Below are 20,458 nucleotides of genomic sequence, written 5' to 3'. Positions count from 1 at the left end.
GACCGGCCCAGGTGTTCGCTTGGGGTCGAATCATGTACACCGATATCCTCTTTCCGACCGATGGGAGCAGTGGCGCTAGCGCGGCGATCGAGCACGCCAGGGACCTGGCGGAGCGGTACGATGCGACCGTCCATGTACTGCACGTCGTCAACTCCTCCTACGTCGGCTATACGGGCGACGGCGACGCCGAACGGTCGCCGTCCGGAATGCTCGGCGGACGCTCCGACGAGACGCGGTCCGGAATGCTCGGCGGCGATTCTGACGAAACCCGGTCCGGGATGCTCGGTGGCGATCACGAAGACCTTCGGGACGAGATTCGGGAACGAGCGATCGAAATCGTCGAGGAGGTGGAAGGCCAGTTCGACGGCGTCGAGACGGAAGGGATTATCCACGTCGGCGACCCCTATCAGGTCATCCTCGCGTACGCCGACCACGCGGATATCGACCTCGTCGTCATGGGGACCCACGGCAGACGGGGCGTCGACCGGTACCTGCTCGGGAGCGTGGCGGAGAAGGTCGTCCGAATGTCGGACGTTCCCGTCGTCACGGTGCGAGACAACGCCGAACCGCCGAAGAGCGAAGGGGCCACGTAACGGGATCTGTTTCGAGGCGTCGTCGGCCGTCAAAAAATAACTGACAGGACCGATTGCGTCTGCGACCACCGACTCGAGATCGCGTGTGCGAAAACCCGAAAAATGAGCCGCCGGTGTGTGGCGGTGTCGCTATCAGAAGCCGAACGTCGGCCAGATAGACGCGTCGAAGACGCCGACTGCGACCAGTACGGTCGCGAGCAGCCCTGAGGCTGCGATACCGAACGCCGGCGGATCGACGTGCGTCTTGCCGTGTGCGTAGAACACACGGTTACAGACCTCGCCCATGAGTGCCCCGAAGACGCCGAATCCGAGCGCGAACAGCATCACGACCGGCTCGCTCATCCCGGCCGAGAGCGCGCCGAACGCACCGACGGAACCGGGCAACGTGATGTGGTGGGTCACCGGGAAGTTGTCGACACCACAGTTGAGGAACACCAGACTGGCCGCACTGATACCGAACACCAGGACGGGGCTCTCCGTGACGAGGTAGACGAAGCCACCGATGAGACCGCCGATGATCCCGATCGACGCGACGCCGCTCCACTTGTACTGCCACGGCAGCCAGATCCCGGGCGCGTTCTCCTCGTTGCGCTCGGCGGGACCCATGTCGAAGAGGTTGTCCCCGTAGACTTCGCCGATGATGTCGTAGCCGAAGACAACGCGGTGGACGAGCGCGGAGACGAACACTATCAGCGCGATGTTGTCGGTCCCGAACCCGACGTAGTTGAGCAGTTCGGTGGCTGCAAACCCGAAGATGCCGAAAATCGCCCCGACAGCCAGCACGTCGATACGGTGTGTGCCGAGCGCACTGGCGATATCTTTTCCGTCATCGAGTTCCGGATAGCCCTGCTTTGCCGCGTACGCTGCTGCAGCCGCACCGCCGGCGAAGGCGATATGTGGACCGAAGATCGGTCCGAAGCCGATCGCTCCGGTGATCTCGTCCCCGGCCCCGGCGAAGGCTGCCGCCTCACCGGCGATGACCATGAAACCGGTAAAGACGAACGCCGGCAGGGCACCGATCGCCGCACCGAAGGCCCCGCCGGCCAGAGCGGCCATCCAGAACACCGGATCGCCCAACGCGGTCTCGAGTACCATCTATTCGCCTCCTCCGTCGCGCGCCCAGTCGAGCGATCGGTCGACCGCGGTCTGCCAGCGGGCGTACTGCTCGTCGGCCTGGTCGCTGTCCATCTTCGGATCGAACTCGCGGTCGATCTGCCAGTTGTCGCGCAGGCTGTCGACGTCGTCCCAGTAGCCGACGGCCAGCCCGGCTGCGTACGCCGAGCCGAGTGCCGTCGTCTCGTCGACGACCGGGCGGACGATCTCCGAGCCGATGATGTCGGACTGGAGCTGACAGAGGTAGTTGTTCTTGACCGCGCCCCCGTCGACCTTCAGACTCGTCATGTCGATACCCGAGTCGGCCTCCATCGCCTCGGCGACGTCGCGCGTCTGGTAGGCGATCGACTCGAGGGTCGCTCGGACGATGTGTTCTTTCCGCGTGCCGCGAGTCATCCCGACGATGGTCCCGCGTGCGCGCTGGTCCCAGTGGGGAGCGCCGAGTCCCGTAAACGCGGGGACGACGTACACACCGTCTGTCGAGTCGACGCTCCGGGCGAGTTCCGCCGTCTCCGCCGGATCGTCGATCAGCGTCAGATCCTCGAGCCACTCGATCGCCGCGCCGGTGATGAAGATCGATCCTTCGAGGGCGTACTGGACATCCTCGCCGGACTTCTGGAATCCGATCGTCGTCAATAGCCCGTGGTCGCTCTCGACGGCCTCGTTGCCGGTGTTCATCAGGAAAAACGAGCCCGTCCCGTAGGTGTTCTTCGCGTCGCCGGCGTCGAAACAGGTCTGGCCGAACAGGGCCGCCTGCTGGTCACCGAGCGCACCCGCGACGGGGATTTCAGACTCGAGGAAGCCCTCCGGATCGGTCGTGCCGTAGGTCTCGTCGTCGCTCGAGGGACGAACCTCCGGCAGCATCGCTTCGGGTACGTTGAACTCCTCGAGGAGTTCCTCGTCCCATTCGAGGTCGTGGATGTTGTATAACATCGTGCGCGAGGCGTTCGTGACCTCGGTGATGTGGTTGCCCGTGAGGTTGTAGATGAGCCACGTGTCGATCGTTCCGAACAGAACCTCGCCCTTCTCGGCTCGGTCCTGGATATCCTCGGGCCGCGAGCGCTCGAGTTTGATCGGGTCGGCGTTGTCGAGCAGCCACTCCGCCTTCGTCGCGGAGAAGTAGGCGTCGGCCTCGAGGCCGGTTTTCTCGCGGATGGTGCCGACCAGCCCGTCGTCCTCGAGTTCTTCGACGCGGTCGGTCGTTCGACGGTCCTGCCAGACGATGGCGTTGTGGACCGGCCGTCCGGAGTCAGCGTCCCACAGCAGCGTCGTTTCCCGCTGGTTGGTCACGCCGATGGCCTCGAGCTGGTCGGGACTGATTCCCGCCTGCCCGAGCGCCTGCATGATGACGCTCTTTGTGTTCTCCCAGATCTCCATCGGGTCGTGTTCGACCCACCCGGGTTCCGGATAAATCTGTTCGTGTTTTTCGTATGCGTTCGCGACGACCTGCCCACCGTGATCGAACACGATGAAGCGCGTCCCAGTCGTCCCTTGATCTACCGCACCGACGTAGGTATTGTCTGTCACTAGTAGTCACCCCTTGTGCTGTCCACGCGAGTTTACTGGTGGTCGCGTGATACTGGTAAACAATATCCACTATCATCATAAATGTTACTGCAAACATAATATTGTATACATAATATTATCATCAGCCCCCGATTCGTTGTTCGTACAAGACACAACACCCCAGCAATAAGCGGCTAAATGCGGTTTCTACTCATGAGATCGTCGTACTCCATGATAACATTCATCAATCACTGACAGTTGTTATGGGCGTTGGCCGACCGCCGATAAAATAAAGAGTAGGCAGATCTAGGTACGAACGAAGGGATGGCAGACCACACCGAGGTTCTCGTTCTCGGGGGCGGATCGACGGGCTGTGGTATCGCCAGGGATCTGGCGATGCGCGGGCTCGACGTCACCCTCGTCGAACGAGGAAACCTCACAGACGGGACGACTGGCCGCATGCACGGTCTCTTACACAGCGGCGGCCGATACGCCGTGTCGGATCAGGCCAGTGCGACCGAGTGTATCGAAGAGAACGAAATCCTCCGGGATATCGCAGGCCACTGCGTCGAGATGACTGGCGGCCTGTTCGTCCAGCGCCCGGAGGACTCAGACGAGTACTTCCGGGAGAAACTCGAGGGCTGTCGTGACTGCGGAATTCCCGCGCGCGTCCTCTCGGGTCGGGAAGCCCGCGAAGTCGAACCCTATCTCGCGAAAGACGTTGCGCGCGCGATCGAGGTCCCCGACGGGGCGGTCGATCCGTTCCGACTTTGTGTCGCGAACGCGCTCGACGCGGAGAATCACGGCGCACGCGTCGAGACTCACGCCGAAGTAGTGGACCTCCTGCGTGACGGCGACGACATCTACGGCGTCGAGGTGCGCCACGAGTCGGGACCCGGCAAACGGACGCACAACGCTGCCGGAACGACCGAGGAGATCACCGCCGAGTACGTCGTCAACGCGACGGGCGCGTGGGCGGGCCAGATCGGCGCGATGGCCGACCTCGAGGTCGAGGTTCGCCCCTCCAAGGGCGTCATGACGATCATGAACGTCCGACAGGTCGATACCGTGATCAACCGCTGCAAGCCGAAGGGTGACGCCGACATCATCGTCCCGCACGAAACGACGGCGATCCTCGGCACGACGGACGAGGAGGTGTCGGATCCGGACGACTACCCCGAGGAGCGGTGGGAGGTCGACCAGATGATCGACACCCTCTCGGAGCTCGTCCCGATCCTCGAGGAAGCGAGAACGATCCGCTCGTTCTGGGGCGTTCGACCGCTGTACGAACCGCCGGGAACCGGCACGCAGGACCCGACGGATATCACGCGGGACTTCTTCCTGCTCGACCACGACGACCGCGACGGCGTCTCGGGGATGTCCAGTATCGTCGGCGGGAAGTTCACGACCTACCGGGCGATGGCCGAGGAGATCTCGAACCACGTCTGCGACAAATTAGGCGTAAACGCCTCCTGTGCGACGGCCGACGAGCCGTTGCCTGGGAGTGAGAACATCGAGACGCTCGAGGCCGGCATGGACGATTTCGGTCTCCGCTCGCCGGTCGCCCGCCGGAGCAAACAGCGGTTGGGAAGCCGAGCCGCGGACGTCCTGGGCACGGACGAGGCGAACCCCGTCATCTGCCAGTGTGAGGGCGTGACGCGCGCGGAAGTCCAGGACGCGATCTGCCAGTCGGGATCGGACCTGAACGCGGTCCGCATCCGAACCCGGGCCTCGATGGGCAACTGTCAAGGGGGCTTTTGCTGTGCGAACATGGCCAACGAGCTCCACCCCGAGTACGACGAGGCGACGGTCCGCGCGTCGCTCGACGAACTCTTTCAGGAGCGCTGGAAGGGCGAGCGACACGCCCTCTGGGGCGAACAGCTCTCGCAGGCGATGCTCAACTACGCCCTGCACGCGACGACGATGAACCGGGACCGGGATCCGGCGAACGAAGACGACCCGGACGCACTCGAGTACGAGGCCTTCGACAGCGGCCGGCCGACGGCGGAGATGCGCACTGACGGCGGCCGCGGAGGGCCTCGGGAGCGAGGCAGTGGCCGAGGTGACCGCTGAGATGGCGATCGAAGACGACGTACTCGTCATCGGTGGCGGACTCGCCGGCGCAACCGCCGCGCTCGCGGCCGCAGAACGGGACGTCCGGGTCCGACTCGTCACGTACAAACAGAGCACGTTGCGCCACGCGAGCGGCTTGATCGACATCCTGGGCTACACGCCCGACGGCGAGGGACCGCTCGTCGATCCCTACGAGGCGCTCGAGACCCTCCCCGAGGGCCACCCTTACGAGCGCGTCGGCAGCGAGGCCGTCCGCGAGGCGCTCACCTTCTTCGACGAGATTGCGGGCGACGCGTACGCAGGATCACACACGGACGCGAACGCGCTCGTCCCAACCCACGGCGGCACGGTCAAGCCGACCGCGCGGTACCCCCTTTCGACGGCCGACGGACTGGCGAGCGACGCTCGAGACACCTTGCTCGTCGGCTTCGAGACGTTAACGGACTTCGAAGCACCGCTGGCCGCCGAGCATCTCGCAGCTGCCGGCGCGCCCTTTGCGGCCCGCGGCGTCACCGTCTCGTTCCCCGGCATCGCTCGGGACGACGCGAAGGTGACCCGGTACGCCCACCTGCTCGATCACGACGAGACGGTGGCGACCGGCTCCGACGAAACGGGCGCGCGAAACGCGCTCGCGACGACGGTTCGAGACCACCTCGAGGACGAGTCTCGCGTCGGCTTCCCCGCGATTTTGGGCGACGAGCACGCGGACGAGGTGCGAGCCGACCTCGCGGACGCCCTCGGGGTCGACGTCTTCGAGGTCCCGATGGGACCGCCGAGCCTGCCGGGGATGCGACTCGAGGATCTGCTGTACGACGCACTCGAGGACGCGGGCGTCCGAACGGCGTCGGGCGTACCGGTGATCGGATACGAAACCGAGGACGAGGACGGCGACGACGCTCGTATCGACCACGTCGTCGTCGACCGCCACGGGGCTGAGATCCCCTATCGCGCCGACCAGTATGTCCTCGCGACCGGCGGGCTGGTCGGGAAGGGCGTCCGATCCGAGCGCGAGCGAGTGTTCGAACCGCTTTTCGACTGCCACGTTCCCCACGCCGAGGACCGCTACGACTGGTTCGTCGACGACGTCTTCGGGGAGCAGCCGTACGCTCGCTTCGGGCTCCCAGCCGACCGCGAGCTCCGGCCGCTCGACGGAAACGAGGATCCGGAGTTCTCGAACCTGCGAGCGGCCGGCGCCGTGCTGGGCGGGTACGACTTCGCGGCCGAGAAGTCCGGTGCCGGCGTCTCGCTCGCGACGGGCTACGTCGCCGGGACGCGGGCCGGAACGGAGGCGGAACAATGAGCGTGACCGACTCGAGACCGGCGTTTCGACCGCGCGACTCGAGCGATCGTTTCGACAGCGACCGACAGACAGTGGTGATCTCGATTTCATGAGCGACGCAGAACGACCAACCGACGACCACGTACCGGGCGACGACGAGTTCGAGCCGATCCAGGTGTTCCCCGAGGCCGAAGACATGGACCTCCGGCCGGACGCGGACAACTGCTACAAGTGCTCGACCTGCGACACTAACTGTCCCGTCGCTGAGGTCGACGACGAGTTCCCCGGCCCGAAGTTCCAGGGACCCGAGCAGTGGCGGCTCAAACGGCAGGACGACCACGACATCGACGACTCGGTGATGAAGTGTTCGAACTGCATGCGCTGTGACAGCGCCTGCCCCTCCGAGGTCCCGCTCTCGCAGATGCACAACACGGCGCGCGGGGAGTACGTCGAGGAGAACATGGACAAACTCTCCCGCGAGTACATCCGAAACCGAATCCTCGCGAACTATCGCCGTCTCGCCCCGATCGCGGCGACGTTCCCGCGGACGGCGAACTTCGTGATGGGGCTCTCCGTGACGAAGTGGCTGGGCGAGAAGACGCTGGGCATTACAGGCGAGCGGGAGTTCCCCGAGTTCGCCACGGAAACGTTCCGAAAGTGGTGGACGAAACGCGGCGGCGCAAAAGTCGAAAACCCAGACAAGCGCATCGCCTACTTCCACGGCTGCTACTCGAACTACAACACCCCCGAAGTCGGGAAGGCGTTGGTCCGGGTCTACGAGCACTTCGGCTACGAGGTCATGGTCCCCGATCAGTCCTGTTCGGGGACCCCGATGTTCGCCAACGGCATGTTAGACGATGCCCGCCGGGCCGCCGAGACGAACGTCAGCGAACTCGGGGCCGCACTCGAGGACGGCGCCGATATCATCGCCTCCTGTAGCTCCTGTTCGATGTCGTTGCGCCAGGAGTACCCCGAACTGTTCGACTTCGAGGGAACGGAAGACGTTGCCGAAAACACCTGGGACGCCATCGAGTATCTCCGAGTTCACGAGGATCTCGAGACCGAACTCGAGGGAACCTCCGTCGAGGGCGAGGACTTCGCCTATCACGCACCGTGTCATTCACGTAACCAGGGCCTCGATGGCCAGACGATAGAAGTGGTAGACGCAATCGACGGCATCGACGCACACGACGTCGGCGACTCCTGTTCGGGGATCTCCGGCACCTACGGCTGGAAGGCAGAGAACTACGAGACGTCGATGAAGATCGGCGAAGAGATGTTCGACCACATGGAGGAGGCAGAAGCCGAGACCGGGCTCACGGAGTGTCCGACCTGCTCGATGCAGATGGGCCACGGCACCGGCTACGAGATCAAGCACACGCTCGAGGTGCTCGAGTCGGCCCTCCTCGGAACGGCACCCGAATCGGCCCAGGGAACACGGGAGACATAGGGATGGATCTGGAGGAACGCATCGCTCGGCGGCGATCAGCGAGACAGGGACGATCGGTCGTCGTCGAGCGAACCGACCTCAGCCCGGTCGTCCACCGGTCGGACCCGGTAGGCCGTGGCCCCGTTCTGGAACAGCTGCTGGACGTGCTCGAGCCGGTGTTCGACGGCGAGTTACCGTCGCCGATCGCGGTGGTCGGCCCGGCGGGATCGGGAACCTCGGCTATCGTCACCGCGCTGTTCGACGCGCTGAACGAACGGCTCAGCGAGTCGACGCGAGCGATCGGCACGACGACGCGTGCGGGCAGCACCGAACCGGTGACGTGGTTCGTCTACGTCGACGGGCGACGCGTCGAGAGCGCCTTCGCCTTCTACCGGGCAGTCCTGTCGGTGATTTCGACGGAACCGGTTCCCGAGAGCGGCGTCGGCACCGACGAGTTGCGCGAACGGCTTGGGGACCGAGTCGCCCGACCGGACCGCCGCGCAGTCGTCGCGATCGATCACCACGACGAACCCGAGACGCTCTCCTACGACCGCGTTTGCGAACTGCTCGAACCGCTGTCCGACAGCGTGTCGACCGTCGCCGTCGGCCAGCGCGTCCCCGACGACTGGTCGGACGATAATCCCACCGTCCCCGTGCCGGCGTACCGCCACCACGAACTCGTCGACGTGATCACCGATCGCGCATCGACGGGACTCGCGGCCGGCGTACTCGACCACGAACCTATTCGTGAGGTGGCGATGTGGGCCGACGGCAACGCCCACGATGCGCTCGCGGCGCTGTTCGGGGCAGCCGTCCTCGCGACCGAGGACGGCAGCGAACGAATCGAGACCGACCACCTCGAGACCGCTCGAGCCGACGTCCCCGACGACGGCGTTCACCTGGATCGCGTGCTCGCACTGTCGGAAACCCGCCAACGAGTCCTACTGGACCTCGTCGCCGTCGACTCGGCCGACCGTCCCATCCGCGAGGTCGCGGCGGAGATCGCCGACCGATCCTCGCTGACCACGGGGACGGTCAAACGGTTCCTCTACGAACTCGCGGATCGAGGCGTCATCAAACGGGTTCCCCTCCCTGCAAACGGGAGCGGACGGCGCCCCAGTTCCGTCGTCCCGCGATTTCCGACGATCGCGTTTCGGGCGCTGGGTCCGGTGAGAGACGACGATGACGTCGACGAGAGCGTGGCGAGCGAGTCCGGAGACGAAACGCGCTGACGAGTGTATCGAGGACTCGAGATCGTCGGTGTCCCGATCGCCGATCGAGACGCACTCGTATCGATCGAGGGGAGTTCCGGACTGGGCGTCTAACTTTTTTACTCGCGCAGACTTCTGTACCGATCCAGTAGCTTCGGCTGGACGATGCCACGGCTCTCGGGAACTGGCTGCAGCGAAAATCACTCGAGTATCTCCGAACGGACCGTCGTCAGCGGGGCGAGAGGCGACTACTCGTCTTCAGTCTCAGCGCCATCCTCGTCTCCCGCAGCTTCGTCTTCATCACCGTTTCCGTCGTCGGCACCCTCTTCATCGTCGTCGCCGTTTTCGTCGTCGTCACCCTCGTCCGGATCCTCGAGTTCGACCTGCTCGAGGTCGACGGTGACGGTGTCGCCCTGGACCACTGCGGTCTCGGCGACCTCGGTCTGTCCGGCAAAGCCGTCCTCGCCCGGTTCGCCGATAGTCACGTTGTACTCGCCGTCGATCGCTTCGACGCTACTGTCCGTGTAGCCGTCGTCGACGCCGAGTTCGTCGTTGGTGGCGTACGGGACGGTCAGTTCGAAGGTGCCGTCGTCCGCGACGTCGGCCGTCTGTTCGTAGGTGAACGTTCGGCCGGGTTCGGTCTCGAGTTCGATCTCGGCCGTCACCGTCGCGTTGTCCGCGAGTACGTTCTCCTCGTCGTCGACCTCTCCGGTGATCGTCGCTCCCTCAACGCGCTCGTAGGTCTTGACCGTCGAGAGGAGGTCAGCCTCCCACATCGGGATGCCGAGCGACTGATCGACCATGTTGTTCTCGCGCGTCTGCGCTAAGCTCGCGGCGATCTGTTCCGTCTGTTCGCTCCAGCCGGTCTCGAGTTCGTTGCCCCCCTCACTGGCGGCGACGAGGTCGTTGTACTCCGAGATCGACATCGAGTAGTGGGGACTGAGTCGATCGCCGGTCTGCATCGACCCGACGAACGCGTAGTCGTCGTTCTCGTGGACCAGCCGGTAGTGTTCCATCCCGTCCGCATCGTCGTGATACAGCGAGGCCATCGTGGTGTCGTAGTAGTTCTCGTTCGGCGCCGGGAGGTTCTGCCCTTCGCCACCGACGTCGTATTCGCTCGTCTCGTAGTAGTGATTGTAGTCGGGACCGCTCCACTGGGTGATGGCGCTGAACTTCGCGCCGGCCATCTGGTGATCGACCATCACGTACCGCATCTCCTCGTGGGTCGCGTCTTCGGCCATGGTCTCGAGTTCCGCGTTCGAGTGGTCCTCAGGCGATTCGCCCGCGGCGATCGCGTCGAGGATCAACTCGGCGCGTTCCTCGGAGTCGGCGGTCAGGTACGCCGAGGACGAACGGGCGTTCTGCTGGAACGGGTTCGAATGGGGGATCCGCTCGGCCTGGGTCGTTATCAGGTGGCCGTAGTCCCACCACGACATCACGCCGTAGGTCCCTTCGGGGTAGTCGTAATCACCACCGTCTGGATACTCGTACGTGCCGAAGTAGTCGAGTTGGTCTGCGTGCTCCGCGTCACCCCAGTTGCCGGGTTCGGGGGTGTTGTTGGCCATCCAGTGGTTCGCCTCCTCCCAGGTCATCGCTTCGTCGGACGGCCCGACGTGTGCGCCGCGCTCCCACGTCGAGTTGCCGGCCGCCATCGGCGGCAACAGCGGGGCGAACAGCAGCAAGACGACCATGATGAGGACGATAACCTGGTAGGTTTCGATTCCCCGAAGCGTGTCGACGCCGCCTCTGATATCGAGATCGAAGATGCGGATTACGTCGGCAACAAAGACGGCGTTGACGACGGCGACCGCGAGCACGAGGTAGTAGGCGAACCGGATCTGTGTCGCGGCCATGCTCGTCAGGAACAGCGCCCAGACGACAATCAACGTGTACTCGGTGCGGTACTCGCGCCCGAGGAACGGCCGGGCGATCAGGAGTGCCAGTCCCGCGAGCATGGTGTAGAACGCCGCGCCGAACTCGTTGAAGACGTGGCTGGTGAAGTCGGCTGGTTGGCGGGCTTCGGAGATGGTTTGATCAGTAGCACCGCCACCGAACGGCAGAACACGACGTGATGCGTTGTCAACGATAGTCGAGAATAGATCGGGCAGGATGAGCCACATCACAGCGAACGCGACAGCGATGAGACCCGCAATTGCTCCCGGATAATAACGGCGATCGAGCTCGTATGCGTTCCACTGTCGGGCGAGCCACGCCATAAACACACACCCACCGGCGACGAGTGCGGCACTGACCGGTTGGAGGTAACCGAAACTCGTTGTACTCGTTCCGGGTTCCTCGATTAATAACGTCGCACCGATTGCAGTTACTCCGAGACTGATTGCGCCTACAAACGCGATGTGATCGGGTGAAACGTTGCGAACGTAGTCGAGACACAGCTGAACGGTGAAGAAAATTGCTAATATCCCGATCAGCACGACGGCTGGAGGCCACACCCAGATATAGAGGGTTAGTGCGACGCCAGCGAGAACGCTGTATAGCGTGGGCTCTCGAAGTCCATCCCAATCTCTGTCGGCGACGAGTTCGTAAATCGGCTGCTCGCGTTCGGCGACTCGCAGCGCGAGCATCATCGCGAGGACAGCGAACGCCATGAACAGGACCTCGGCGACGTGATGTTGAAGCTGACCCGCAGTCGTTCGCGAGAAGAACTGTCCGGGTGCGAGTGCGAGTAGGAGTATCGAGACGATACCGCCGACCGTTCCGCCCAGTCGACGACCGATGAAGAACACCGGAACGGCCACGAGCGCGGCCATCGCTGGAACAGTTAGCAGGGAAACGAGATACAGGGTTTCAGTCGATGGATCACCGAGTCCGACGATCATCGCAATCGTGACGATGATCTGGTCGAACAGCGTCCCGAACTGGCCGACGTATCGACCAGTTGGGAAGCCGGTGAATATCTCGAACGGCATCGTGTTCGGGTAGTTCTCCGAAGTCCACTCGACCGTTCGCCAGTGATACCACGAGTCGACGGCCGCTAGTGCGGGTGTCCCGTCGTCAGTGATAAAATTCTCGTAGGACTGAGCCCGTGCCCAGAACATAAACAGCATCACGGCCCCGATAACGGGGATGTGATACCAATCGGTCCACGTCTCGAGGAAAGATGGTGACGTTTCGCTCTCCCCCTCGACGTGTTCGGTATCTGTACTCATTAGGTTCCACCAGACACAAGTCAAGAATAAGCCTTGCCATCTACGGCCCGGGTTTTGATATCCAGGGTCGTAACGGCCACGTAGGGCTGAATTTCGTCAATAGTGAACGGAGACTGAATACGGTGAACCTGTGAGTCAGCCGAAGGAAAAGGCTTATTCGCCGTTCACGGCAATCGAATCCCGATGAAGGTCTCCGTCGTCATCTGCACCTACGCGATGGAACGCTACGACGTGTTCTCCGAGTGTGTCGACAGCGTTCTCGAGCAAACGTACGATCCGCTCGAGGTTGTCATCGTCGTCGACGGGAACGAGCCCGTCTTCGAACGCGTCTGCGACGATTACGGAGACCTCGAGGACGTCGTATTGCACTGCAACGACGAGAATCAGGGGATCTCGTACAGTCGGACTCGAGGAGCCGAGATCGCGACCGGAGATGTCGTGGCGTTCATCGACGACGACGCCGTGGCTGAGCCTGATTGGGTGGCCGAACTGGCTCGAGTGTACGAGGAAAGCGACTCGATCGCCGTCGGCGGCCACGCGAAGCCTGACTGGGTGACGAAAAAACCGGACTTTTTCCCCGAGGAGTTCTACTGGCTGGTCGGCTGCGATGAACGTGGAATGGGCGAACATATGGAAGAGTTGCGGAATACGTACGGCTCGAATATCTCGTTTCGTCGAGATGTCTTCCTGAACGTCGGCGGCTACGACGAGAATACTGGTCGAAAGGGTGATCGGCACATTCAGGCCCACGAAGCGCCCGTCTGTATTCGAATGGCCAACAAGTACGGCAAAGGTGTGATTTATAATACTGATGCAGTGGTGAACCACAAGCTGTTCGACTACCGTGGGGACTTCCAGTGGTTGGTTTTTCGGTCGTTCTGGCAGGGCTACTCGAAACGAATTATGGATCTCTTGTTGCCAGAGGCCTCGGGGGACAAGAACGACTATTTGAAGCGGCTCATGCTCGAGTTCGTTCCGGAGCGGCTGAAAAATCTGATCCGGCAGCCCTCACTACCGAAGGCAAAGCAATTCATGACGATTTTCATATTTACCGCTGCAGTTGGGCTCGGTTATCTGTACGGATTAGCCGACGTCGATAGTTCGGAGTTGATTTCCGATTGTGAGGTTTCGGCCACAGACTAGACAGTTGAGTTTGACAGTATCATTCCGAGGTGTCAAAAGCAAGAATCGGTCTGATTTGATCCAACATTTAGACCAGAGTATATGATAGAGGATTTATTAAAACCTCCGGATGAACAGAATAGAGTAGGCCGTCCATCGGTTGTAAATTATGGTTCTTTAACTATTTAATTGGAGAGTGTTGTCAAACGAAGGGTATAACCGATTGTCGTGTGAATTATACTGACGACTAAATGACTACCAGTGGTAGGCTTCACGTGTTGCATCTTGTGACGGCGAGGGAGGTCTTTTTCGATCAACAGATCGAGACCCTCGAAAACAAGGGTGTTGGCTGTACAGTTTGTGTCGTCCCAGGAGCAGAGCAGATAGATGGGGACATGGGTTCGCGACGTGGTTTGAAAGAATATCTGCAGTATTTTCCGAAGGTTCGCCGAGAGTTGCGTCGTGGAGAGTATGACCTCATACACGCGAACTATGGCCTGACTGCTCCTTATGCTCTGACACAGTTTCAAATGCCAGTAGTGCTGACATTATGGGGATCAGATGTCGTTGGGTTTGATGGCCTGGTAACGAAAGCTTGTGTTCGTCAAACAGATGCTGTAACAGTTCGAAGCCAAGAGATGAAGGAACTGCTAGGTTACGAAGAAGCAAATATTATTCCGAGTGGAGTTGATTTAGAGCGATTCTACCCAATCAATCGAAAGACGGCTAGAGAACGAATTGGGTGGGAGACCGATGGAACGCATGTACTGTTTCCGTACTCACCGGAATATGAACGAAAAAATTATCCATTAGCCGAACAGGTAGTAGAAAAATCCCAATCGGAGTTAGATACAAAAGTAAAATTACATACAATATCTAATGTCCCTCACAAGGAAGTTATCTATTATATTAACGCAGCCGACGCACTAGTCTTAACGTCTAAGCATGAGGGGTCTCCTAACACGGTAAAGGAGGCGATGGCGTGTAATGTCCCCGTAGTTTCAACCCCAGTAGGAGATGTGAAAGAGAGGCTTCATAAGGTCACATTTTCTGGTGTCGGCAGTGACGTGTCTGAACTTGCACAAATACTAACGAAGGTTCTAAGGGAAAAGCAACGATCAAACGGGCGTGAAATAGTTCGTGATGTGAGTTGGGATCGAATTGGTGATCTCATTATAGAAATCTATAACCACACCCTTTGTAATAGTTGAGTGCTACTTTCATGAGTGCAAATATATCTAAACTCCAAGAATCGTTTCAAGAACACGGGTTTATCCATCTAATACGGCGTTCTATAGAACATATCTTAGTACAAACACCGTATGTAGAAGGGATTTATTGGCAGTATTCTCCAAAATATTATCAGTGGTTTCTCTCCCCAGATATACTACAAACTAATATACCGATCAATCTATTCGAACTAAGAACTGTCAATCCAGAAGATATTAATAGGTTTTCAGACATTCCTGGAGATGCAGTCAATCGTATTTTTGATATTGGAAATATTCGTGATGGGGAATGGGATCAAAGTTTCAAAAATAGGAGCAGAACGCTATTTACAGACAAGTGTATACAAAATACGGTCTTATATAAATCTATGAAAGACCGTTATAGGAACAATACCCCTTGGGAAAACACAGAACTAGTGCGCACATTATTAAATGATGTTTCAGAAGACAATCCAAAATGGCACGGATCCAAAAATAAGGAAGATGTATTGAAACGGTGTGAGGAAATCGACAGGATATATGAGATGATAGAACAAATTGGATATCAGAAACAAATCAGTCTAGTTCGCAAGGAGGAAAAAAAAGCTTTCAAAAGCTCAGGATTATTAAATGCGTTGATGAATGAGATCGTAGTGGATATTGGTCGAAGCGGAAAGCTACTATTGGTAGATGGTCGGCACCGCCTCTCAATCGCAAAAATACTTGGATTGGAAGAGATTCCAGTCCTTGTCCTTGTCCGTCACAAGCAGTGGGTAGATAAATTAGTACACCATCATAGAGGTATTAAAACCTTAGATCATCCCGATGCAAAATGTATTCCTACAAGCGATACATCTCAGTGAACAGTGACCAATTTCCACCAAACGATTAGCGAATTCCGTGAAGCCATTTCGAAAAAATATCGACGTGATGGTGTTATCGGACTAACACGTGCCAGTATCGCCTCTCCGCTTTATACCATTGGAACACCCATCACATATCCTATTGTTGAACATCTCTGTGATAACCAATTCAAAATTCTAACACGCGAAAAATTACATGATATGACGATATTATCGACAAGTTATAAATTTGGTACTTCAGAGAATCTTCAGGTTAGGGAACCTATTGGGATTAAAACGCCACCCAAAGAACTACAACAGGTGTGTGGTACCCGCTCACTGGGACAGCCCTTTGTTACCCAATTCAAGAACGCTTCTTTAATTGGTCCAACGGCTCTTGGAGTAACAAGTTCTTCGAATATTATCCTCGAAACTTGCATATCTCGCCGAGATATTCTTGAGCGGGATCTCGTTAAACATCCTTCTACAATTTTGCGAATGTACGCTCATCAGAAACGATCAAGAGCGGATGGAACAACAGATTTTGATACAGTCTGTTCACTAGTTAATTTGTATGATGGATACTATCATTGGATCCAGAACTCGCTCACGAGATTAGAGGGTGTTGAACGGTATGCCAACAGAACAGGGACTCAACCGACATTGGTAATTCGAAATGATCCGCCTTCATGGGTCGTAGAATCTCTCAATTTGCTTGGATACACTGAAGACCAATGGATTGAGTGGGATCGGAACTACGCGACTGTTGATCAGTTGATTGTCCCCTCAATGCGTCGACGAGAATCGCTTCAGACTTACAGAGAACATCAACGCTCAGACGATTTAACATACAAGGATGCTTCTGCTAACGCGTATTCTTGGCTCCGTGATCAAGCAATAAGAAACCTCGATTGTGATCGATCGTTCTCATCCAAAGTGCTAATTTCGCGTGAAGATGCTCACGGACGTCGAATACAAAACAAAGACGCAGTACTGCAATTGCTAGAACCACTTGGATTTCAGGAGCTAGTGTTGTCTGAACTGTCATTCCAAGAACAAGTAAAATCATTCTCTGGAGCTGAGATTATAATTTCACCTCATGGTGCAGGCCTAATAAACACAATATTCGCCCCTGATAATTGCAAAGTTATTGAGCTCTTTCCAGAATGGGTCAAGCCGACATTCTTCATACTTTCTAACACCTTGGGACATCAATACGGATATATTGAGTGTGATCAAACCCGAAGAGACCTTATAGTTGACATAGATGAATTAAACAGAATGCTCGAAAATATGGATATTATTTAGAGAATTGACCACTGTGTCGAATAAGCTAGGATGATCTCTCTTGGCGTACTACATTTCTTAGTGCAGTTCTATTTCGGATTATAGAACAGACTTGGAAAAGGATCATGATGAATATTAGTGCAATCATCAATTAGTAGATGTGATTGAATATATTGTATGATATGCATATATCTGATTGATAGTCACCATGAATTATATTCCTAACTTATTAATGTAGGCAAAATTCAGTTCGGATAAGGACACGGAACAGAAAATGAAGTATCTCCTTCGCAAGATACATTTCTATCTAAAAGAACCACCTACCCAATGCGCTTGGGCCAAACATCCATTATATATCTTGTCTCAAAATTCGCTGCCTCAGCGCTTGGCTTCGTCGCTACTATATATTTCACTCGCACACTTGGAGAAGAGATTTACGGCTTCTACGTGCTGACGCTCGCGCTCGTCTCCTGGCTTGGGATCATCAAGAGCGTCGGCTTCGGACAGGCGATCGTCAAGCGAATGAGCGAGGACGAAGAGCCGAATGCATATCTCGCTGCCGGAGCGACTGTTAAGGCCGTTCTCACGGCTCTCGTCGCGTTCGGCGTTCTGGTTTTTCACGATCAGGTAAACGCTTATGTCGGACGACCCGTCGCCGAATTTGTCGTCCTGCTGTTGATCGTCTCGATCTTCAGTGAACTGGTCAGTTCTGCACTTAAAGGGAGCCACCGCGTCCACGTCTACGCCCCGCTCAGCACGGTAAAAGAGGGTGCTCGAAGTATTGCGATGATCGGTCTCGTCGTCCTCGGCTTGGAGCTCACCGGTATGCTGGTCGGTCACGCCGTCGGAACCGCGGTGATCGCCGTAATCGGGATCTGGATTGTGCGACCGACGATTGTGTTCCCCAAATGGCGCCACGTAACCCGACTTTTTGACTTCGCAAAGTTTTCTTGGCTCGGAAACATGCGGAATAAAACGTTCAACGACATGGACATTATCGTACTCGGGGTGTTCGTGCCGGCGGGTCTCACCGGTGTCTACGCGGTCGCTTACACCCTCGCAAAGTTCCTCGATCTCTTCGGCAGTGCGATCCAAACGACCCTCTTTCCCGAGTTGAGCAAGCGATCCGTCTCCGGAGACACCGATATGGTTCGCACGCTCACCAATGACGCACTCTCCTACGCCGGACTGTTCCTCATTCCCGGAATCGTCGGTGCAGTGATTCTCGGTGATCGCCTAATGCTCGTCTACGGCGATGGCTTCGAAATCGGTGCTCAGGTACTCCCTATTCTGCTGGTGGGTATCCTCGCATACACCTACAACAAGCAACTCCTCAATACTCTCAACGCGATTGACCGCCCTGATCTGGCGTTCCGTGCCAATGCGGTCTTCATCGGGTCGAACCTCGTACTCAACGTTACTCTTATCTACAGCATTGGGTGGCTTGGTGCTGCGATTGCCACGGCAAGTTCCGCCGGTGTCGGTCTCGCCTTCGGGTACTACTACGCTCGCCAGCACGTCGGGTTTCGGATCCCGGTCAGTGAAATCGCAAAACAGTGTAGTGCCGCGTTGTTCATGGGAGTCGTTGTCTACGCCGCTCGAGCGCTCGGCGAACCCCGTTCGATCGCCGACTACAACGAAGTGTTCGTCGTCCTCCTCGTCGGACTCGGCGCGGTCGTCTACTTCCTCGTCCTACTCTCTATCTCGAGCGCATTCCGAACAACCGTCATAAATAATCTTCCGTTCGACGTGCCGTATATCCTCGATAGATGAGGGATCGCTCACAAAGTATATGTCGCCTCATCAGAACCATTGCAGACATGCAAGCAGTCGTCTTAGCAGCCGGAAAGGGCACCCGCCTCGAGCCCCTCACCGACGACAAGCCCAAGGCGCTCGTCGAGGTCGACGAAAAGCCACTGGTCGAGGACGTCTTCGACAACCTCCTCGAGATCGGTGTCACCGAACTGGTCGTCGTCGTGGGCCACATGAAAGAACAGATTATCGAACGCTACGGCGACGAGTACGAGGGCGCCCCCATCACCTACGCTCACCAGCGTGAACAGCTCGGGCTCGCACATGCCATCCTCCAGGCGGAGCCCCACATCGACGACGACTTCGTCCTCATGCTGGGCGACAACGTCTTCCGCGGGAACCTCGGGGACGTGATCAACCGCCAGCGAGAGGACCGCGCGGATGCCGCGTTCCTCGTCGAGGAAGTCCCATACGAGGAGGCCTCGCGGTACGGCGTCCTCGACACCAACGAGTACGGTGAGATCGTCGAGGTCGTCGAGAAACCCGACGAACCGCCGTCGAATCTCGTCATGACCGGCTTCTACACGTTCACCCCCGCCATTTTCCACGCCTGTCATCTCGTCCAGCCGTCCGATCGCGGCGAGTACGAACTCCCGGACGCGATTGACCTACTGATCCAGTCCGGCCGCACCATCGATGCGATCCGGATGGACGGCTGGAGAATCGACGTTGGGTATCCGGACGATCGAGAGACCGCAGAGGAACGAATCCAGAATCAGCCGGAAGCGGCCCCCGGCCAGTAGGTCGGTTCGATCTGAGAGACTCCGAAACGCACTAACGAATCCCGACCGTTCGAGCGGGTATGAACGTCCTCGTAACGGGTGGTGCAGGGTTCATCGGCTCCCACATCTCCGAGGGACTCCTCGAGTCGAGCCACGACGTAGTTGCGCTCGACATTCTCGATCCGTACTACGATCTCGGAATCAAAGAGCGAAACATCGAGCGGTGTCGCGAACTCGGGGGTGAGCGCTACGAGTTTATCGAGGGATCCATCACGGACGAGGAGCTGGTCCGCGAGGTCGTCGCGGGTCACGATATCGAGTTCGTCTACCACCAGGCGGCACAGGCGGGTGTCCGTACCAGCGTCGAGAACCCTAAGAAGCCACACGAGATCAACACGACCGGGCTCTTGAACCTCCTGCTCGCGGCTGACGATCACGGCGTCGAGCGGGTCGTCAACGCATCGTCCTCGTCCGTCTACGGGGCGGTCGAGTACCTTCCGTACGACGAGGACCACCAGAACGTCCCGCAGAGTCCCTACGGCGTGACGAAACTCACGGCCGAACACTACTGTCGGGTCTGGGATGAGGTCTACGACCTCCCGACGGTCAGTCTTCGGTACTTCACCGTCTACGGCCCCCGAATGCGACCGAACATGGCGATAACGAACTTCACTTCGCGCTGTCTGAACGGCGAACCACCCGTGATCTACGGCGACGGCCAGCAGACCCGCGATTTCACCTACATCGACGATATCGTCGAAGCGAACCTCGCACTCCTCGAGACCGACGCGGCCGACGGAGCGGTCATGAACGTCGGCTCGACGGGAACTATTACGATCGAAGAACTCGCCGAGTACATCGTCGAAGAAACCGGTGCTGACGTCGGGCTCGAGTATTCCGACCCCAAAGAAGCCGACGCGCGCCATACGCACGCCGACGTATCGAAAGCCCGAGAACTGATCGACTACGAACCGTCGAGAGATATCCGCGAGGGGGTCTCGCAGTTCGTCGATTGGTACCGGGAGAACCGCGACTGGTACGAGCCGCTCGTCCTGAATTCCTAATTACGGCTCGAGAGCGATCCACCGACA

Annotated in this window: 15 protein-coding genes; 12 read left to right on the top strand and 3 right to left on the bottom strand. The window is 58.4% G+C overall.

Annotation, left to right across the window (positions count from 1 at the left end):
• Positions 1 to 32 precede the first annotated feature (32 nt).
• Positions 33 to 593 carry a universal stress protein gene (locus tag NATTI_RS0115545; RefSeq protein WP_006090431.1) on the top strand — a complete coding sequence of 187 codons (561 nt, stop codon included), beginning with the start codon at positions 33 to 35 and terminating at the stop codon, positions 591 to 593.
• 132 nt (positions 594 to 725) lie between these two features.
• Here NATTI_RS0115545 and NATTI_RS0115540 read toward each other — a convergent pair whose 3' ends face one another.
• Positions 726 to 1,688 (bottom strand): hypothetical protein, encoded by a 963-nt coding sequence (locus tag NATTI_RS0115540; protein WP_006090430.1) that lies wholly within the window; start codon positions 1,686 to 1,688, stop codon positions 726 to 728.
• Positions 1,689 to 3,233: a glycerol kinase GlpK gene (gene glpK / locus NATTI_RS0115535; protein WP_006090429.1), complete on the bottom strand. Its 1,545-nt coding sequence runs from the start codon at positions 3,231 to 3,233 to the stop codon at positions 1,689 to 1,691.
• A gap of 303 nt (positions 3,234 to 3,536) precedes the next feature.
• On the opposite strand from glpK, the gene glpA reads away from it, so the two are divergent.
• From glpA to NATTI_RS0115515, 4 genes are all read left to right on the top strand, one after another.
• Positions 3,537 to 5,285 (top strand): anaerobic glycerol-3-phosphate dehydrogenase subunit GlpA, encoded by a 1,749-nt coding sequence (glpA, locus tag NATTI_RS0115530; RefSeq protein ID WP_006090428.1) that lies wholly within the window; start codon positions 3,537 to 3,539, stop codon positions 5,283 to 5,285.
• A gap of 1 nt (position 5,286) precedes the next feature.
• Complete coding sequence (gene glpB, locus NATTI_RS0115525; RefSeq protein ID WP_006090427.1) at positions 5,287 to 6,585, top strand: glycerol-3-phosphate dehydrogenase subunit GlpB; 1,299 nt, start codon at positions 5,287 to 5,289, stop codon at positions 6,583 to 6,585.
• Between the two features lie 88 nt (positions 6,586 to 6,673).
• A complete protein-coding gene (locus tag NATTI_RS0115520; protein ID WP_027119183.1) occupies positions 6,674 to 8,014 on the top strand; it encodes an anaerobic glycerol-3-phosphate dehydrogenase subunit C in 1,341 nt (446 codons plus the stop codon).
• 2 nt (positions 8,015 to 8,016) lie between these two features.
• Positions 8,017 to 9,225, top strand: a complete 1,209-nt coding sequence (locus NATTI_RS0115515; RefSeq protein WP_006090425.1) for a Cdc6/Cdc18 family protein — start codon at positions 8,017 to 8,019, stop codon at positions 9,223 to 9,225.
• Between the two features lie 227 nt (positions 9,226 to 9,452).
• Here the strand turns inward: NATTI_RS0115515 and NATTI_RS0115505 are convergent, their stop codons facing one another.
• Positions 9,453 to 12,374, bottom strand: coding sequence for an oligosaccharyl transferase, archaeosortase A system-associated (locus NATTI_RS0115505; protein ID WP_006090424.1), 2,922 nt, complete (start codon positions 12,372 to 12,374; stop codon positions 9,453 to 9,455).
• A gap of 183 nt (positions 12,375 to 12,557) precedes the next feature.
• On the opposite strand from NATTI_RS0115505, the gene aglG reads away from it, so the two are divergent.
• From aglG to NATTI_RS0115480, 7 genes are all read left to right on the top strand, one after another.
• Entirely contained in the window at positions 12,558 to 13,517 is a 960-nt protein-coding gene (gene aglG, locus NATTI_RS0115500) for a glucosyl-dolichyl phosphate glucuronosyltransferase (RefSeq protein ID WP_006090423.1), read from the top strand.
• Between the two features lie 230 nt (positions 13,518 to 13,747).
• Positions 13,748 to 14,707, top strand: coding sequence for a glycosyltransferase (locus tag NATTI_RS25460; RefSeq protein ID WP_006090422.1), 960 nt, complete (start codon positions 13,748 to 13,750; stop codon positions 14,705 to 14,707).
• A gap of 11 nt (positions 14,708 to 14,718) precedes the next feature.
• Positions 14,719 to 15,567, top strand: a complete 849-nt coding sequence (locus tag NATTI_RS25455) for a ParB N-terminal domain-containing protein (RefSeq protein WP_006090421.1) — start codon at positions 14,719 to 14,721, stop codon at positions 15,565 to 15,567.
• A gap of 3 nt (positions 15,568 to 15,570) precedes the next feature.
• Positions 15,571 to 16,854, top strand: a complete 1,284-nt coding sequence (locus NATTI_RS25450) for a glycosyltransferase family 61 protein (RefSeq protein WP_152423948.1) — start codon at positions 15,571 to 15,573, stop codon at positions 16,852 to 16,854.
• Positions 16,855 to 17,160: 306 nt separating this feature from the next.
• A complete protein-coding gene (locus tag NATTI_RS0115490) occupies positions 17,161 to 18,606 on the top strand; it encodes a flippase (RefSeq protein ID WP_027119182.1) in 1,446 nt (481 codons plus the stop codon).
• Positions 18,607 to 18,653: 47 nt separating this feature from the next.
• Complete coding sequence (gene aglF / locus NATTI_RS0115485; RefSeq protein ID WP_006090418.1) at positions 18,654 to 19,388, top strand: UTP--glucose-1-phosphate uridylyltransferase AglF; 735 nt, start codon at positions 18,654 to 18,656, stop codon at positions 19,386 to 19,388.
• A gap of 59 nt (positions 19,389 to 19,447) precedes the next feature.
• Positions 19,448 to 20,431 (top strand): GDP-mannose 4,6-dehydratase, encoded by a 984-nt coding sequence (locus tag NATTI_RS0115480; protein ID WP_006090417.1) that lies wholly within the window; start codon positions 19,448 to 19,450, stop codon positions 20,429 to 20,431.
• Positions 20,432 to 20,458 lie beyond the last annotated feature (27 nt).

Source organism: Natronorubrum tibetense GA33 (assembly GCF_000383975.1).
Classification (GTDB): domain Archaea; phylum Halobacteriota; class Halobacteria; order Halobacteriales; family Natrialbaceae; genus Natronorubrum; species Natronorubrum tibetense.
This window is presented reverse-complemented; position numbering and strand designations above follow the sequence as displayed.

Excerpts from the sequence above, each read along its gene's own strand:
- NATTI_RS0115515 (WP_006090425.1), top strand. The coding sequence starts at position 8,017 with ATGGATCTGGAGGAACGCATCGCTCGGCGGCGATCAGCGAGACAGGGA.
- NATTI_RS0115490 (WP_027119182.1), top strand. The coding sequence starts at position 17,161 with ATGCGCTTGGGCCAAACATCCATTATATATCTTGTCTCAAAATTCGCT.
- NATTI_RS25455 (WP_006090421.1), top strand. The coding sequence starts at position 14,719 with ATGAGTGCAAATATATCTAAACTCCAAGAATCGTTTCAAGAACACGGG.
- glpB (WP_006090427.1), top strand. The coding sequence starts at position 5,287 with ATGGCGATCGAAGACGACGTACTCGTCATCGGTGGCGGACTCGCCGGC.
- glpA (WP_006090428.1), top strand. The coding sequence starts at position 3,537 with ATGGCAGACCACACCGAGGTTCTCGTTCTCGGGGGCGGATCGACGGGC.
- NATTI_RS25460 (WP_006090422.1), top strand. The coding sequence starts at position 13,748 with ATGACTACCAGTGGTAGGCTTCACGTGTTGCATCTTGTGACGGCGAGG.
- NATTI_RS0115540 (WP_006090430.1), bottom strand. The coding sequence starts at position 1,688 with ATGGTACTCGAGACCGCGTTGGGCGATCCGGTGTTCTGGATGGCCGCT.
- NATTI_RS0115520 (WP_027119183.1), top strand. The coding sequence starts at position 6,674 with ATGAGCGACGCAGAACGACCAACCGACGACCACGTACCGGGCGACGAC.
- aglG (WP_006090423.1), top strand. The coding sequence starts at position 12,558 with ATGAAGGTCTCCGTCGTCATCTGCACCTACGCGATGGAACGCTACGAC.
- NATTI_RS0115545 (WP_006090431.1), top strand. The coding sequence starts at position 33 with ATGTACACCGATATCCTCTTTCCGACCGATGGGAGCAGTGGCGCTAGC.
- NATTI_RS0115480 (WP_006090417.1), top strand. The coding sequence starts at position 19,448 with ATGAACGTCCTCGTAACGGGTGGTGCAGGGTTCATCGGCTCCCACATC.
- aglF (WP_006090418.1), top strand. The coding sequence starts at position 18,654 with ATGCAAGCAGTCGTCTTAGCAGCCGGAAAGGGCACCCGCCTCGAGCCC.
- NATTI_RS0115505 (WP_006090424.1), bottom strand. The coding sequence starts at position 12,374 with ATGAGTACAGATACCGAACACGTCGAGGGGGAGAGCGAAACGTCACCA.